This window comes from Dellaglioa sp. CoH-56-MRSF-11 (genome assembly GCF_056782135.1).
Genome location: NZ_JBXAYE010000001.1, coordinates 201,239 through 219,425, shown reverse-complemented (window position 1 = coordinate 219,425; position 18,187 = coordinate 201,239). Strand labels below are relative to the sequence as shown.

At 34.4% G+C, this 18,187-nt stretch carries 13 protein-coding genes and 1 pseudogene; 3 read left to right on the top strand and 11 right to left on the bottom strand.

The window, feature by feature from the left end:
• Positions 1-14 precede the first annotated feature (14 nt).
• Both AC1RPT_RS01020 and AC1RPT_RS01015 read right to left on the bottom strand, forming a co-directional pair.
• Entirely contained in the window at positions 15-1,463 is a 1,449-nt protein-coding gene (locus AC1RPT_RS01020; protein ID WP_481760978.1) for a PTS sugar transporter subunit IIC, read from the bottom strand.
• Positions 1,463-2,845 (bottom strand): glycoside hydrolase family 1 protein, encoded by a 1,383-nt coding sequence (locus AC1RPT_RS01015; protein WP_481760979.1) that lies wholly within the window; start codon positions 2,843-2,845, stop codon positions 1,463-1,465. The genes AC1RPT_RS01020 and AC1RPT_RS01015 overlap by 1 nt, the downstream gene beginning before the upstream one ends.
• A 362-nt stretch (positions 2,846-3,207) precedes the next feature.
• Between AC1RPT_RS01015 and AC1RPT_RS01010 the strand changes: the two genes are divergently transcribed.
• Positions 3,208-3,918, top strand: coding sequence for a GntR family transcriptional regulator (locus AC1RPT_RS01010; protein WP_481760980.1), 711 nt, complete (start codon positions 3,208-3,210; stop codon positions 3,916-3,918).
• A 167-nt stretch (positions 3,919-4,085) separates the two neighbouring features.
• On the opposite strand, the gene AC1RPT_RS01005 is transcribed toward AC1RPT_RS01010, so the two are convergent.
• Positions 4,086-5,504: a C69 family dipeptidase gene (locus AC1RPT_RS01005; protein ID WP_481760981.1), complete on the bottom strand. Its 1,419-nt coding sequence runs from the start codon at positions 5,502-5,504 to the stop codon at positions 4,086-4,088.
• Between the two features lie 162 nt (positions 5,505-5,666).
• Here AC1RPT_RS01005 and AC1RPT_RS01000 point away from each other — a divergent pair, with 162 nt between their 5' ends.
• Positions 5,667-6,188 carry a DUF1836 domain-containing protein gene (locus AC1RPT_RS01000; protein ID WP_481760982.1) on the top strand — a complete coding sequence of 174 codons (522 nt, stop codon included), beginning with the start codon at positions 5,667-5,669 and terminating at the stop codon, positions 6,186-6,188.
• The gene (locus AC1RPT_RS00995) at positions 6,189-7,046 is read left to right on the top strand and encodes a DegV family protein (protein ID WP_481760983.1); all 858 of its coding nucleotides are present in this window, start codon (positions 6,189-6,191) and stop codon (positions 7,044-7,046) included.
• 48 nt (positions 7,047-7,094) lie between these two features.
• Here AC1RPT_RS00995 and AC1RPT_RS00990 read toward each other — a convergent pair whose 3' ends face one another.
• The 8 genes and pseudogenes from AC1RPT_RS00990 to nagE form a co-directional block, all read right to left on the bottom strand.
• Complete coding sequence (locus AC1RPT_RS00990; protein WP_481760984.1) at positions 7,095-7,517, bottom strand: DUF3284 domain-containing protein; 423 nt, start codon at positions 7,515-7,517, stop codon at positions 7,095-7,097.
• Positions 7,518-7,536: 19 nt separating this feature from the next.
• Positions 7,537-8,943: a glycoside hydrolase family 1 protein gene (locus AC1RPT_RS00985; RefSeq protein ID WP_481760985.1), complete on the bottom strand. Its 1,407-nt coding sequence runs from the start codon at positions 8,941-8,943 to the stop codon at positions 7,537-7,539.
• A gap of 64 nt (positions 8,944-9,007) precedes the next feature.
• The gene (locus AC1RPT_RS00980) at positions 9,008-10,294 is read right to left on the bottom strand and encodes a PTS sugar transporter subunit IIC (RefSeq protein ID WP_409021736.1); all 1,287 of its coding nucleotides are present in this window, start codon (positions 10,292-10,294) and stop codon (positions 9,008-9,010) included.
• A gap of 27 nt (positions 10,295-10,321) precedes the next feature.
• Complete coding sequence (locus AC1RPT_RS00975) at positions 10,322-10,639, bottom strand: PTS lactose/cellobiose transporter subunit IIA (RefSeq protein WP_481760986.1); 318 nt, start codon at positions 10,637-10,639, stop codon at positions 10,322-10,324.
• Positions 10,640-10,661: 22 nt separating this feature from the next.
• Positions 10,662-10,973: a PTS sugar transporter subunit IIB gene (locus AC1RPT_RS00970; RefSeq protein WP_409021738.1), complete on the bottom strand. Its 312-nt coding sequence runs from the start codon at positions 10,971-10,973 to the stop codon at positions 10,662-10,664.
• A gap of 131 nt (positions 10,974-11,104) precedes the next feature.
• Positions 11,105-13,825 (bottom strand): annotated as a pseudogene (locus AC1RPT_RS00965) (sigma-54-dependent transcriptional regulator).
• A gap of 157 nt (positions 13,826-13,982) precedes the next feature.
• Positions 13,983-15,902 carry a fructose-1,6-bisphosphatase gene (locus tag AC1RPT_RS00960; protein ID WP_481760987.1) on the bottom strand — a complete coding sequence of 640 codons (1,920 nt, stop codon included), beginning with the start codon at positions 15,900-15,902 and terminating at the stop codon, positions 13,983-13,985.
• 172 nt (positions 15,903-16,074) lie between these two features.
• Positions 16,075-18,057, bottom strand: a complete 1,983-nt coding sequence (nagE, locus tag AC1RPT_RS00955) for an N-acetylglucosamine-specific PTS transporter subunit IIBC (RefSeq protein WP_481760988.1) — start codon at positions 18,055-18,057, stop codon at positions 16,075-16,077.
• Positions 18,058-18,187: the final 130 nt, after the last annotated feature.

Below are 18,187 nucleotides of genomic sequence, written 5' to 3'. Positions count from 1 at the left end.
ATTTTTTATTCCTTTCACTCTGCTTTATTATTTAATTCTTGCTCTTGTTCTTGATTACATAAATATTGATCATATTTTTTAGCGAATGGATAGTATCCGACAGCTGATATTACTAACGTTACCGCTTGCCATAAGGCCATCTTCCAACCTCCAATTAAAAATCCTGAAATAACTGCTGGCGTTGTCCAAGGTGCCGCAACACCATTTAAAGGTGGTACAATTCCGAAATAAATTACCCCATAAGTAGAGATTGCTACAATAACTGGTACCATGAAAAATGGTATAGCTAAAAATGGATTCATAACTAAAGGTAATCCGAAAAGAAAAGGCTCATTAATATTAAAAATAGCTGGAATAAGCTCAATTTTACCGATTGTTTTAAGCTGAACAGATTTAGCTGCAACTAGTGTGAAAATAACTAGTCCGATGGTTATTCCAGATCCCGTCAAGTTAATAAAATTATTATAAAATTCATTAGTAACAATATGTGCCCCGTTACCTAACGATAATTTACCAGCTTGATATAAAGCAGCGTTTCCAGAAGTATTAGGAATTAAGAAGGCTCCTGCAATTCCACCGACAATCAGTCCTCCGTGAACACCAAAGAACCAAAAGAATGATACTAAGAAGGCAATCAATATAGCCCCAATTAATGAATCTGATAGTCCTTGCATAGGTGCTGCTAACATCTTATAAATGAGATTTAACATATCTGTATTTAACACTGTCTTAATTAAAGCAAAGATTAACATAGTAACAGTTAATATAACACCAGATGGAATCATGGCAGTAAATTGATTAGCAACACTAGTTGGCACTTGTTCTGGGAGTGTTATTTTCCAACCAGCTTTAATCATTTTTGTATATGCCCAACCTACCAAAATACCTACAATAATTGCAGCCACCATTCCTTGACCGCTCAACCAACTAATGTTAATTACACCATTAACTGGCGACTGCATGAATGATTGAAGCGAATGAGGTAATTTGTCTATATTTTCTGTTATTGCAGAACCACTTAGGACCTCTTTACCAGCACTGTTAACAATACCTGCTCCATTTTTACCCATTACTCCGGCTAAAGGTGCGGCCACTTGGAGCATCTGTAACATCAAGAAAGATGATAATGCTGTCAATGCAGCGGGTAATGCCTCATATCCCTCATTACGAACATATACGTACGCGATACCAACTACCGCCCAGATAGATAAAATACCAAATGTTGTTGTATATGCTTGTGTGAAAAATGCTGACCAACCTGAATCTTTAAGCGCATCTGCAACACTTGGCACCGGGAAATTGGACAAAATTAAAAATATGGATCCTATAATAATAAAAGGTAATGCGTATACCATTCCATCTTGCAGAGCCCTTATAGGTTTTGTATTCACAAATTTCATAATTATAGGTAATAACTTATTCGTAATGAACGTGTTTGCTTTATTTTCAGTTTTATTTTCCATTATATTTTTTCTCCATTCTCTTCTAAGATATCCTTAAACCAATAATATGATTTTTTTGGAACTCTCTTCATATCTTTCAAATCATGATTTGTTCTATCAACAAAAACTGCACCATATCTTTTCTCCATGTCACCATGTGAACTAGGAATATCAATTAATCCCCAACCCAGATAGCCCACAACTTGAGCACCATCAATAAACATTGCATCCTTCATAGCCTTAATATGACTTTTATGATATTCAATTCGAGCATCATCTTGGATTATATTTGTGCTGTCCCTGTGCTCCTTGATGCCAATTCCATTTTCAATTGGAAATACAGGTAATCTATAACGATTATGCAAATCTGTAATTACATTTCGGAATCCTAAGGGATCAATATTCCATGACCACTCACTACTAGATAAATAAGTATTTTCTTCTACACTATAATTCATATATCTATTTGGTGCCTCGTCACTTGGAATTTTATCAGCATCCATGACCATTGTGCGATAGTAACTAAAGGAAATGAAATCAGATTTAATTTTATTTAAATATTGCTTATCTCTATCTTTAAAATCCATTTGAATATTATTCACTTCTATATATTTAAGTACTTCAGGAGAATATGATTGTCCGACAAATAACGAATTTAGATTTTCATAAATAAATTCATTTTGTTTTCTTACTGCAAAAGAATCTTTTGGATTAGTCGTTGCTGGATAAACTGGTGTATATGCCAACATACCTCCAATCTTAAGTTCTTTATATTGTTCATGAATATATTGTGCAATTTGTGCGTGAGCTATCATCGTATGATGGAATATGGTATACATATCGTCAATTGTTTTTTCCGTCTTGGTATATCCAGAAATATGAAATGTTTCATCAGTGAAGTATAGATTATGTTCATTAAATGTAATCCAATATTTAACTCTGTCTGAAAAATGATCAATAACGACTTTCCCAAACCTAACAAAAGCATCAACAGTTTTACGAGATAGAAATCCACTTTGCTTTTGGGCCAACGCTAACGGCATGTCAAAGTGATAGAGACAAACCATTGGCTCAATACCACGCTTAATCATCCCATCAATTAATCGGTCATAATACTCAAAACCTTTCTCGTTGATAGTTCCATCACCATCAGGTACTATTCGAGTCCACGATATCTGAATGCGATACATATTCATATTCATATCTGCAATTAAATCCAAATCTTCTTCATATCTGTTAAACTCATCAATCGCATCGTGCCAATCGGATACACCTTTATCTGAGTCACGGATATCATAAACTGATAGCCCTTTACCATCTGCCTGCCATGCTCCTTCTGTCTGCATACTTGATACAGAATTACCCCAATAAAAACCTTTAGGCATCTTATTTTCATTTATCATATATCAATCAACCCTTCTTCTAATAAATTATTTTTTAACTAAGAAATCGCTTTCATTTACTATTATATATCTTTTGTATAATAAAACAATACTTTTGTTATACAAAAGATATATGTTTTATTAAACTCTGGCTATCACTTATATAGAAAAGAGGGTAGTTGAGTGTTATAATTCGGTATTAACCGATTAATTAGTCATACTAAATATCGGTACAATATTCTCTAATTCTAAAATAGTTACATCATACCTATTTTTTTTGAGATCTAATTTTTAATAAGCAGAGTAATATACTTTTTAAAATCGCACCTAAAGTTTAAATAATACTAAATTTGACATTAAAATCTATGGGGGAACAGGGATTTATGAAAAAATATGAGTTAGTTAAAAATATAATTCGGGAACGAATACTTTCTAATATATATCCAAAAGGTAGCATTTTACCTGATCAAAAAGTATTATCTGCTAGCTTCGATGTCAGTTCAATAACCTTAAAGAAGGCGTTAGATGACTTAGCACGAGAAGGATTTATATTAAAAAAATCTGGTTTTGGAACAGTTGTTATAGGTCCCTCGACTCTTATCAATAGCGTTGATGCACCGGCAGATAATTTTGATGGATTAAGTAAACAAGAAGGACGGGACAGAATAACAAGTCACGTCATTAAGTTTGAAGTTGTATTCCCTCAAAAAGAGGTTCAAACTCATTTAAATATTAGTGCAGAAGAGCCAACATACCATATTATTAGACTCCGACTTTTAGATGGAAATCCTTTCATCTTGGAAGATACGTACATGCCTGTTAAATTAGTTCCAGGTTTATCAAAATCCGTACTGGAAACTTCCATATATAGTTATATTAAAAATACGTTAGGGTTAAATATGTCAGGTATGTCTAGAAAAATACAAGCCAGACAAGCCACTGAATTAGATATCAATTATTTAAACGTTGTTGAACAAACGCCAATATTAGAAGTAGAACAAATTGTTTGGCTTGTGAATGGTCACGCCATCGAGTACTCAAAATCAAGAAATGAATTTAATAAACGCTCTTATTTTGTTTTTGAATCAAATTAAACTGGCACACTTATGAACTAACTTACATTAAAAATAATTATCTGTACTTAATATATGTGGGTACGCAAAAAGGCATAATTCCAAAGTTATATTGGAATTACGCCTTTTTGCGTACAAAGTATTTAAATATTATTTTTATAAATTAGCATCCATGTTAAATATTATTTTTATAAATTAGCATCCATGTTAAATGTTAATTTAGATAATGTTAATCCTTCAGTAATGAATTGACCAATCATGTTCATCGTTCTTTCACGCATATCAGCAACAATTGCGTAATTTTGTTGTGTGAGGTAGTTTGTTAATTCATCCCCACTCATATCTGTAGATGCTGCATCAATATCAGCAACCATCGTCTTCAACTGTTGACGACATGCCTTTAAGTAATCAACATTTTCTTGAATAAAATGAGAATAATGTGATTCTGTTAACATCGAAACCGTACGATACATCCAATAAGCACTATTCATATCTAGTGTTAACGGTGTTTCGCTGTAACTTGGGTCTGTGTCTGTTGCATTCGTGTAGAATGGCACAAATGGTGCAAATGCTGGAACACCTAAACAGATCCACATTAATGCAGAATGTGCATCATCAACATTATTTCTCAATTGAAGAACGTGTGCATTTTGTGTTCTATTCATTGAAATAGGACGGAATCGTAAACGATCTTCATCAGCACCATGACCAAATGGATCATATTGTGTTTCATTGTAATGTGAACCTAAAATAGCAGTCACATCTTCAACACTGATTTTTTTATTTGCGTAACAAATGAATGGTAATTCACTTGAAGTTGGTTCTTGCTTAATTTCTGGATTCAAACAACGTTGACCATACCAGACACGAGGTGTGTTGTAATGACGATCTTTTTCTGTGTCTGTTCCAAAAATATGACGGAAGTTCCAGCCTGTTTTATCAGGGTTTAAATGATGCTCTTCTACATATTCACGGATACCGTCTGACCACATAAAGTTATCTGTATTATCAAAATCAATTTCTTGAATAGCAACTTGATTAGCTGCAACAGCATAAGCATCATCTGGAATACGTTGTGCAATCCAGTGATGTCCGGTAACAATTTCCATGTACCAAACATCATTTTTATCACTAAATAAGACACCATTTCCTTCAGGTGAACCGTATTTTGTAATTAAAGCCCCTAAATATTCAACACCATGTTTTGCTGATTTAATATAAGGTGCAACCATTGTTTGTAATGAATCTTCTGCTAAACCATTTTTAATTAAAGGATCGTATGCTAAAACACGTTCATTCGCATAGACACTTTCTGTTGCGCTCATTGCAACATTTTTTTCATTAATACTACTTTCATCAAAGACACCTTTGCTGGATACCTCAACATTAGGTGTTGCTGTCCAGCGATACCCATTTTCTGGTAATGGTGCAGTAAACCCATTTTTATTCGAAGTTAACGTTTCATGACGTCCGGTTACTGCAGGGTACATCAAGAATCGTTGTGGTGTAATAGGCAAAAACGTATCATCATTTCTAGCAATCATCGTTGAGCCATCAATTGTGGCCTTCTTACCAACTAAAATTGTTGTACATGCTTGTTCCATCATAAATAATTCACTCCTTCTCATTATTAAATACCCTTATAGTGTACAACTTTTATCTTCATATAAACATGCTATTTTTATATACTTTAAGAAACAGTTAAATCTAGTTTACAACTCTAGATGTAAATGCTAATATAAAGATATTACGTTAAGGGGGGTTATCATTTGAGCCAAAAAGTTCCATCATCTTTTTTAAATTGGCTAGATAGCTTAAAGAAAATTACATTACCTGATTGGCAAGATTTCCCGGAATTAGACCTTTATATGGATCAATCCGTGAAACTTGTTAATCAATACTTAGAGCCATTACACTTAATGCCTGTAACACCTACAATGGTCAATAATTACGTAAAAAAAGAAGTTATGTTTAAACCCATCAAAAAAAGATATCGCAAGGAACATTTAGCAGCAATCATTGTTATTACTGTTTTAAAATCTGCTTTTCCGTTAGATGTTATCAAGAATGGTATCGACCAAATTTTAGTCGATAACTCATCTGAAGATGCTTACATGAACTTCGCTTTAATTTTTAACGAACAACTTAAATCTTTAACCTTTGATACCAACTTAAAGCCCGTCACGACTGAAACAACAATCATTGAATTAGAACAACGAACGGCTGCAAGTGCCGTGATTAATCATATTATCAGTGAAAAATTAGTTATATTAATGAAGGAGGCCAATTAAATGATGAGTAAAGAAAAAATAGCAGTATTAGTAGATTCAGGTTCGGATATTCCTAAAGAATTTATGGAACAGGAACATATTTATATGGTCCCTATTTTAATTACATTCAGTGATGCAACTTACTTAGATCGTATCTCTATCTCACCTGCGGAAGTTTATGAACGTATGGAGACTGAGATTCCAACAACCGCAACGCCTTCAGGTGGCTCAATTAACGACGTTTTTGACCAAATTAAAGCCGATGGCTATACACATGTTATTGCAACAACGATCTCAAGCGGTTTGTCTGGTACTTATAATTCAATTAAAACATTCGCCAAATTATCATCATTAACTGTTGAAGTCATCGATACAAAAAATGTTGGTATTGGTGGTGGATTAGCTGGTATTTTAGCATCAAACTTAATTAAAGAAGGCAATTATTTTGACGAAATTGTCACAAAGGTTCAACTAGCGGTTGATAGAAGTAGTGTCTTTTTCTATTTACCAACCCTACACTATCTTCAAGTTGGTGGCCGTATTGGACGTGTCTCTGGTCTTATGGGGAATCTCTTAAACATCAAACCAATTATTTCATGTGATGAAAATGGTATTTATTATCCTATTGCAAAAGCTCGAGGCGAAAAAGCTGCACTAAAAAAATTATTATCACTCGTTGATGATAAGATTGGCGATTCTCTTCATTTCGATATAGCCGTTGCATATGGTAATAATGAGCCTTTAGCAGCAAGTATCTTCGAAACCTTAAAAACTAAGTATCCAAATGCTGAACATTTTTACTTTGGCGATGCATCACCTGCTCTTGGTGTTCATGCTGGCCCTGGTGTTATCGGTATTGGTGTTGAAATTTTAGACTAAAAATAAAGAAGCAAACCGATAAATACGGTTTGCTTCTTTATTTTTAGTCTAATTAGTTGCATACTTATTTTCAATTTGTTTAAGCATTTTTTTGAAATTTCTCTTCTTAAAGAAACTCATAAGAATACTCATGAAGGCATCATTCATTTGTTGCATCTTGCCTTTAGAAGTCATGACTTCTTTATAACTTAACAAACAACGTTTATCATCAATTACCTTAATATCGTAACTTACATCAAATTTATTACGATTGTTATCCGTTTGAAAATGATAACTTTCGTTTTCAACTATTTTTGTTACTTTTAAAGCAGCTGATTGTGTTTTTGAAAACTTTTTCGTGAACGCAAAACCCTCTAATTGATTTTTTGTTAATTTCTGACCTGTCTGATCTTTAATATCATATAGTACGGACTCCATAATTTGATCAAATAGATAATCTGCAGGCATTTTTAATTTCATTTCCATTTCCATCAGTCATTCGCCTCCATTTTTAGTCATTAAATCCATTTTGTTCTGTCATTTTTTTAAACCAGTAACCGCTCTTCTTAATTGTGCGTTTTGCTTCATTATCTAAATCAACACTAATAAATCCGTAACGGTTCTTGTAAGCATTTAACCATGACCAATTATCCATACATGTCCACATATGGTAGCCATGAACGTTACTACCTTCTTCAAGTGCCTTATGAACCCATTTCAAATGATCTTGAACAAATTCAATTCGATAATCATCATTAATTTGCCCATCTGCATTAATAAATCTGGCTTCATCTTCAACACCCATCCCATTTTCAGAGATGAAACAATCAATATTACCATAATTATCCTTAATATTGATTAGTGCATCATAAATTCCTTTTTCATAAATTTCCCAGCCACGATAAGGATTAACTTTTTTTCCAGGCATATCGTATACTGTATAAAAATCTTCAGGCATCCAGCCATTTTCACCTTCTGGTTCGGCTTTAATTATTTTCGCCGCTGCTCGCCTTGGTTGATAATAATTAACGCCTAATAAATCGATAGTATTTTCTTTAATAACATCTAAATCACTTTGATGATAGATTGGCATTAAGTCATATTCATGCAACCACTCAACAATATCTTGAGGGAAAGTGCCTTTAATTGCGGGATCTAAAAATGAACGATTAAAGAATCCATCAACAAATTTGGCTGCTTTAACATCTGCTGGATTTGTCTCATCTTTTGGATACGTTGGCATTAAATTTAAAATAATCCCAATTGTGCCACCTAAATTGAGTGAATGATACTTTTCAACTGCTTTAGCACTTGCCAATGCTTCATGATAAGCCACCTGGACACCATGCTTTAAATTACGTTCATCAGGTAAATGCCATCCATATAAATACCCACCCTCAACTGGAACAATCGGTTCATTTTGAGTAAACCATTTTTTAACGCGATCGCCAAATAATTTAAAACAAGTTTCTGCATAGTCCGTATACAAGTCTACAACTTCACGATTTAACCAACCACCATTTTCTTGTAACACCATTGGCATATCAAAATGGTAAAGGTTCATAAAAGGTTCAATTCCAGCGGCAATTAAATCATCTATTAAATGGTTATAAAAGGTAACAGCTTCAGGATTAACCTCTCCAGTGAATGGATTTGGAATCAAACGTGACCACTGAATTGAAGTCCGATATGAATTATGACCTGTTTGTTTCATCAAAGAGATATCTTCTTGGTATTTTTGATAAACCCTTGATGTATTTTCGGGTCCAACCTGATTAAAGAACTTTTCAGGGCTTGCTTGATACCAAGCATCCCAAATATTATCAGCTTTTCCATCTCCTGAAACACGACCTTCAGATTGTGGTCCACTCGCAGCTGACCCCCACCAGAAATCTTTTGGAAATTCATATTTAACCATAGTAAACTCCTTTATTTAACACAAAATCTCTTTACAGAATAACGTAAAGAGATTCGCTTTTATTTTATTTTTTTGCTGCTTCAGCTTCTGCTTCAGCTTTTTCAATTTGTTTTGTTGCTAAGATAACGAATGGTGCGTAAATTAACGCTGAGATAACCACATTAACTGCGGCTAAAACCCCACCAGCTAAACTCTTAGTTGCCAAAATCCCGCCAATTACTGGTGGTGTAACCCATGGGGGCATTACCGTTGCTGCTGGCACAATTCCAGTGGCGGTTGCAATATACGCAACAGTCACAAGTACCATTGGTGTCAAAATAAATGGTACGAACATAATTGGATTCAACACAATTGGAAGTCCAAACATCATTGGTTCATTGATATTGAAAATACCAGGAGCTGCTGATAGTGATCCAATCATTTTGTAAGGTTTATTTTTACGACCAACAATGAAGATGGCAATAATCAAACCAATAGTTGCACCAGTTCCACCTAAGTTAACAAATGAATCGAAGAAAGGTTTGTTAACGATAAAAGGAATTGTTTTACCTTCACTAAGTGCTTTAACGTTAGCTGCAATAGCAGGTGCGTTAATTGTTTGCATTAATGGATCAATCATATTAGCTCCATGTAAACCAAAGAACCATAAGAATGGTGCAATAAATGCTAATAATAATGCTGATGGATATGAATTTGCCAAGCCCATAAATGGTTCTTGAACAAGTTTGTAGAATGATGCAATAATATCAGTTACGCCGAATCCTTGGAATAATGTATTGATAAAGGCAAAGATTGTAACAACAATCATTGCTGGAAATAATGAAGCGAATGCTTTTGCAACAGCAGGTGGAACACCATCAGGCATGTTAACGATTAAATGTTTGTTACCACTTAAACGTTGGAATAATTCTGCTGAAACCAAACCGACAACAAGTGCAACGAATAATCCTACTGAAGACATCCCAGCTAATTGCAAACCACCTAAAGCGAAGAATGAAGCAACTGATACTGTACCAGCAGCCATACCATCTTTACCATATGATTTTGCAACGTTATGAGCTACTAAGAATGCAACGAATAATGACATAATACCAAAACTAGCATTCCAAACGCCTGCTCCTACACCCTTCCAGATTGGAACATCGTTAACTATTTTAGGAAATAGTCCGTCCATAAAATTTGAAAAACCTGGAATTGGTAAGTTATTAATTAATGTTCCCAGAGCACCTAAAATCATAAGTGGCATAATAACAACGAATGCATCTCGAATTGCCACCAAATGTCTTTGTGCCCCAATTTTTGAAGCTACTGGAATAAAGTGAATATCCATCCATTTTATAAATTTGTCCATGAGTAGTTCCTCCTTAAAGTTTAGTACTTATCCTATTTTTTTGTATAGATCTACTACCTCACCAGCTAAGTCTCTAAATGTAATCGCATTCATTAAATGATCTTGTCCATGAACCATTAATAAACTAACTGGTACCGGATCCCCTGAAGCTTCTTGCGTTAACATGGCTGTTTGAGAATGATGTGCTTCAATGAGTGATTTGTCAGCATCAGCTAACTTAGCAGCTGCGGTTTCAAAATCGCCTTTTTTAGCGGCGTGAATTGCTTCCATAGAATCACTTTTAGCGTTTCCACCATTAACAATCAGCCCCATGATTGTTTGCATTTGTGCATCATTTTCGTTCATATCTGATTACCCCTTTTATTTTTTATTTAATTAAGCTTTTAGCTGTTGCAAGAACTTTTTCGCCATTCATCATGCCGTAATCTTGCATATTGATAACTTCTACCGGAATATTTTTGTCAGCAACCTTTTTTTCAAATTCATCTTTCATAAAACGAACTTGTGGGCCTAACATTAAAATATCAACTGGTTTTGATTCAAGCATTGAATCTGCCTCTGAAGCACCAACTGCAAAGATTTCTGAATCATAGTTCTCTGCTTCTGCAGCCTTTTGCATTTTTGACACCAATAAACTTGTACTCATACCCGCTGAACAAACTAACATAATCGTTTTCATAATTTGCCACTCCTTTTTCTATTTATACTCTTATATACGCAAGTTCCATGCCAAAAATAAAGACCATCGAAAAGGCTTTAAGAAAGCGCTTTCGATGGTCTTTTATTTTATTTGCACACTACTAGTCACTATTACACACTGACTTTATTCAACGTATTACCCATAAAAATTTGGACAATATAGGCAACTTCATCATCTGAAATCTTAATATTATACATTTTTTCAACAATAATCAGGGCCGTTTTAACTATTTCCATCTGTAAATGATTCTCAGCTGAAAATTCTTGGACATTCTTAAACGGTTTAATTGATTGATTTTTCAATCTTGAATCTACTAGAAATGCTAGATGCATCATGATCCCTACGATAATCTCTGGATCAAGAACAATCTGTAAATCTGATTAAATTTTAATAATCATGGTTTGAATAGTATGAATTAAATCTGGGACAGAATTAACTGAATTAATACTACCTTCCAATGCATTAATTGTTTCTCGCGTTAAGTCGTTATCAGACAACATCCGCTGCAAAACTTGTAAGGTTTCATCATTAAAGATATCTAAAGCAGAAAAGAATGGCACTCTTTGGTAAGAAACCTCGACGGTACCAACAATTGCCTTCACATCATAATCGCGCATTAATGTATTAATGTGCTTTTTAAATGCATCTTTTTCTAAATATTGCATCCGAATTACTTTAACTTCGTCTTCGTTTACAATTGGCATAATACGATCATATAATCTTGCGGCGACACCTTCGCCGGTAAAACAAGCTACGATAACTGCTTTTTTCCTAGGATGCATATGGAAAAACTGCTCTTTTACAGACGATTCAAAAATATGTTGTGCATTTGCGTAAATATCTTCTAGTTCACGACCGGCAATCGCAATTCTTAATGATTCAAGCACAACTAACGTACTCGTCATTGAAACAGCTCGAATATTAATCCCTGTTTCTTCACCTAACATTGATGCAAAACTAGTTAAAGAGCCCATGTCAGTTAAAAGTAATAACCCTTTTTTCAATTGTTCCTGACTATCCAGTACATAATCTCGTACTTGATCATAAATTTCCGAAACATTTACATCAAGTGGCATATTAATTGCTTTTCCCTTTGTTGTACCAAGTAATTCTTGTGCTGTCTGTAACATAGAAGAAGCCGTTGATGCCCCGTGCATTAGCACGATGATACCGACTTTAATTTCATTTTGTTGTTTCTTAACACTTAAATCAGAGCTCAAAAACATTGTAATAAATCCAATTTCATCTAATGGAATTTCAATATCAAATTCATGTTCAATTTTATCTGCCATTTCCAGTGCAACACGAAAGGCTTTTGGATTTTTTTGTCGTAAATTATTTAAATCAGGATGAATAATTGCGACATTTTTCCTGATTCTTTCAATAGCACTAACAAGGTGTAATCCAAATGCAAATCGTGCATTTTCATTATATTTTTGCCCTAATTTATTCTGGGCTAAGTCATAAACTTCATTGGTAACCGTCCAAATATCATCTGGTAGTAACTCTTTTCGAACGCCTTCACCCGATAATTGTTCAATGTAATCTTTAAAATAACCTTTATCATCTGAATCGATTAACGTTTTAAGATTTAGTGATTTAAAATTCTGTTTATCAGTTTCACTCACTTTTTTATCAATTGTTTCATAAACCGTTGGTTTTTGATCGTTTTTTTCTACCGTTTCGCTATTTTTAAAAGTCACAACTTTTGTATTTTTTTCATTTGTTCGTTTCGCTAAACGTTCCATTAAGACATCAATTTTTTTATATTTGGATTTACCTTCCAAACGTCCTTTTTGAACATTCAATGGTAAGTCTTTTAATCTGATATATAACGAAGCCGTTTCATGCGTTCTAAAATACAAGAAGGCCTTTGCACAAACAACTTTAATATCCCTCTGAATTTGACCAATATTTGCTTCAGGCTCGTATAACATTAATGCAAGCATCGCATCTCGCTCAACAATAATATCTTGGCTCAATCTACCGACTTCTTGTTCAAAAAAATTCATGACTATCCCATAACGTTCATCAATTGTTCGTTTTGAGATAGGCGGTAATGTAATTGCCATTGGAATACGTCGATTAAATGTGCTCAAAAAATTTTCTGACGTTTCAGTCGTTGCCCCAATAATCTGTACACTCGCTTCTTTAGTAATTGAAGACTCTCCTAAAGGCCGATAAAACCCCTTATCAATAAAGGTAAAGAGCATTTCTTGTCCCTCAGGAGGTAATCGATGAATTTCATCTAAGAATAAAATACCACCGTTAGCTTTATCCATTAATCCTTTTTTATCTTGATCAGCACCTGTGTAGGCCCCTTTTTTAACACCAAATATATGCGCAAAAAGTAACTGTGGATTATTCGCATAATCCGCACAATTAAACCGGATAAAAGGCGCATCAGCCTTCACCATTTCTGATTCTAATGCAAACTGATACATACATTCAGCAAACAAAGATTTACCCGTTCCCGTTTCACCAAAAATAATTGTGTGTAGTCCTCTTGGTGGATATAAAATGGCTGCTTCGGCTTGTTGGATCATAACCTTTAATGAATCATTAGACCCGATTAACTTTTTGAAACTCATCTCTTTAACACTTTTATCATTAATTTCTTTTTGACGTGTTTCTTTTTCTTCAAGTGATGCCCACTGATAGAGAACAGGGCGCCCATCACTTTTTGTAACGTCACCATTTTTATATAAATCATTCAAATAACGACTCACATTTGCGCGATTGCAATTAAGCTCGTCTGCAATCTGTGTCGCATCCATCGCTATTTCCTTATTTTTTAAAAGATTATAAATATCATTTTTTCGATCTCCCAAGTTATCACTACTCCCTTACACGCTAAAAGAAAACGCTTACCACTAGTATACCGCAATCTTTTTTACATTTACACACTAATATTTGCTGGCTTACTTTTCTCCTTTTACACAGAAAATCATAACCTAAATAAAAAATCTTACTTTTCAGTAAGATTTTTTATTTACTCTGTAAATATTTTTTTAATTCTACAACACGACTAGCAAGTTCTTTTCCCATATCAGTTTCAGCAATTGTTTGTCTTTTAACTTCACTATCAATAATTCGTTTCACTGAAATAATATCTGTCCCATTTTCAATTGAATCCCACTTAGACGTAAAGGGTTGGTGAGCAACTAATTGTAAGCCATATGAATTAGAGAGCAGCGTATATCCACCAATTCCAGTAGTTGATTGGTAAGCTTTTGAGAAACCACCATCAATCACAATCATCTTTTTATTGGCCATAACCGGCTTGTGCCCACGCTTAACTGGTGTATGCCCATTAATTATTTTACCGTTATCTGGATTAAGCCCGAATTCTTCTAATATATGACGACAAAATGCTTCATCATGTCGTAATTTGTAATACGCATTTGGTATCTCAACTTGAACTTCTTCATCATTAATAAAGTAACGTTCAAAAGTTTTCATCGCATGTTTCCCAAATAAAGGCGATTTGGGTCCTTGCCATAAATACCAAAGTAAATCAGTTTCAAGGTCAGTAGATTTTTTAGGTTTAGCATAGCTTTTACGTAAATTATCTTCAAAAAAAGCTAATAATTCTGGTCCTGCATATGCTTTCCCTTTTAGCTCAAAGCCCTCCAATTTACCTTCTTGTGTAACTGGAATACAGCCGTGAACTAACAAGTTCCCATTATATCGTTTAAACATACTACCACGTGCCATCATAAAATCTAGATGTTCTCGTAATTTAGTCGCATGGATAAATGATTCTACTAATTTATCCATTATTTCTGACTCATCATCTGTTAATTTATACGGATCTGCCCAATCAACTGTTTGAAAACAAGTATCTTGTAGTGAATAATGTTTCCCATCGATTTCTATTTTTGACCCTTTGTTCCAAATCTTTTCTAAAATCGCACGATTTGCCATATCAAAATCAGGACGTCTTTTAATAATCTGTCCTTCTAATTTAAATTGAATAATAGCGATTGCCTGGTGTATTTTGGTCATTAAAAGTCGTTCGTCTTCTTTGATTTTTTCTTGTGCTGAATTAACTTTCGGTGAAAATGCTGGATTATCTTGATACGTTTTATCGGCAAATGTTGCTAAATGGCGTAAATTAATCCCATATGCATCTTCAACAATAGCTAAATTATTATATCTAGCACAAATTCGCAATAAATTAGCGATACATAAAGGCGAGCCAGCAGCACCACCTAACCATAAAATATCATGATTTCCCCATTGAATGTCAACTGAATGATAATCAAGAAGTGTCTTCATAATTTTATCTGGCGCAGGACCACGATCAAAAATATCCCCAATTACGTGTAAATGGTCAACGATTAACCTTTGAATCGTATACGCTGTAGCCGTTAAAAATGCTTCTGCTTGATTTAATTTAATTAAATTTTCTATTATACGATTATAATAATCTTTTTGATCAAGTTCATTGGAATTACTATATAATAATTCCTCTGTTATATACATAAAATCAGGTGATAGTGCCTTTCGTACCTTCGAACGGGAATATTTTGTTGCTGTCTTTTGTAACAACTCTATCATTCTGGCAATGGTATCTAAATACCACTGCTCCAATTCAGGTTGTGAAGTGAATTGTTGTTTTTTAGCAATTAGTTTTTCTTCTGGATAATAAATTAAGATTGCAAAGTCCTGTATACTCTCTTCAGTCAAACGGCCTTCAAAAATTTCTTGAATTTTTTGTTTAACATTTCCTGAACCATTTCTTAAAACATGTTGAAATGCGTTATATTCACCGTGAACATCACTAACAAAATGCTCCGTTCCTTTGGGTAGATTAAGAATGGCCTCTAAATTAATAATTTCAGTGACAATACTTTGTTTAGTCGGAAATCTTTTTTCCAATAACGTTAAATAATAGGGATTCATTTAAATGGCCTCCTTCATTTTATGATGCGCTTACAGTCACTATACCATGCCGGTTTGCCAATACCAATTACAACTTATTAAATGAGTCATATTATTATATATAAGCTTTTTTATAAACCAGCTACCTATACCAAAAAAGCAGACCAAAAGTTTTGGCCTGCTTCATTTATTCTTATTTAGTTTGAACAATTGCCGAAACTTCATTGGCTTTAACTGTCTCATTCAAATGATCAAACGTTATATTAGACACTTTATCCATATTCGTTAAAACGACCATCATCGTTGTTTCCTTACCAGCAGCTTTAATTGCGTTTAAATCAACTCGCGCAACTAAGTCACCTGGTTTAAGAGTTTCGCCTTCAGAAATAGTCACTTCAAAAGGTTTACCTTCTAATTGAACGGTATCAATTCCCATGTGTAATAGGACTTCTAATCCCGTTTCAGTCGTGATACTAATTGCATGTTTCGTTGGAAAGATACTTGCTACTTTACCAGCAACCGGTGTATAAATTTCGCCATTAGCTGGTTCGACTGCATAACCATCACCCAACATTTTTTCAGCAAAGGTAGCATCTTTAACATCCGAAATAGACATTAATTCGCCCTCTGCAACCGTATAAAACGTTTCACTACCAATAACCGTTGAATCATTATGATTAGCTGTAGCGCTTGATTTATCCGTCTCAGCCTGTAACTTTTCATTACTTAATGAAATAGAATCAGCCTTTGACTCATATAACTTACCAAGCTCGTCAGCAACAAATTGAACTTCAGTTCCAATAACGACTTGAATATTTGTTTTATCGATAACTTTAAACCCAGCAGCACCTGATGCTTTAAGTGCATCTTCATTAATATGGCTTGTATCTTTAACTTGTAGACGAAGACGGGTTGTACAATTATCAACGACTGTTAAATTATCTTTACCACCAATAGCAGCGTAAACAATTTGAGCTTGTCGTGCATATTTGTCATCCCCTAATTCAGGCGATAGTTGAATATCTTCAGTAATTGGTTCGCGACCTGGTGTCATTAAGTTAAATTTCTTAATGGCAAAATTGAATAGTGTGTAATAAATAATTGCCATCACAACACCTTGTACCAACAGCATTAGTGGCATATTAGCCATTGGTACACGTATACTCAAGACGTAATCAACTAAGCCCGCACTAAATGTAAATCCAGCTGTCCAGTGCATAAATGCGGCAAAAGCTAAAGATAACCCGGTTAATGCCGCATGAATGACGTATAAAGGCCATGCAACGAACATAAATGAAAATTCTAAAGGTTCACTCACGCCTGTGAAAAATGATGCAAATGCACCAGCTAGCATCAATGAGCCAACTTCTTTTTTACGTTCAGGTAAAGCATTTCGATAAATGGCATACGCACCAGCTGGTAGCCCAAACATCATGATTGGGAAAAATCCTGCCATGTACATACCTGTAGTTCCTTTAATTCCTGTATTACTCCAAAAGTTCCCGATATCATTAATTTTAGCAACGTCGAACCAAAATACTGAATTCAACGCTTGATGTAATCCGGTTGGAATTAAAAGCCGGTTGAAGAATCCGTATAAACCAGCTCCAACCCATCCAAGTCCAACCATAAACTTACCAAATGCAACTAACCAAGCATAAACAACTGGCCATGCAAATAATAAAGCTAAGGTAACAAAAATCATTACCAATGCTGACATAATGGGTACTAATCGTTTCCCACTAAAGAATGAAATAGCCATTGGTAACTTCACACTATGGAAACGATTATACATTGCTGCCGCAATTAATCCGGCAATAATCCCAATAAACACATTACTACTGATAGAACTAAATGCAGGATCAACATCTGTTACTTTTACTCCTAATAAAGCCGCAACCGAAGTCGGTTCCAACATTTTAACTGGAATTTCAAATGCAACAACACCAGCTAACGCAGCTGCGCCATCCTTGTTAGTCGACATTCCTAAAGCTAAACCAGCAGCAAATAATAATGCTAGATTACCTAGAATTGCGTTTCCGCCGGCCTGCATAAATGCCGCCGCAAACCAATCTTGTGGCAACCAAGTTCCAATTCCAACCAGTAATGCTGCTGCCGGTAGTACTGCGATAGGCAACATTAACGAACGTCCCATTCTCTGTAAATAACTTTTCATTTTTTATCCCCTTTTTTTCTTATAAAAACTATCATACAGGTTAGACCAAAAAAATTCAAATCAAATACAAATCAAGTGAAAAACGTGTATACAAGGCTTTAGAAAATAAATTAAACATCTATACCAATTT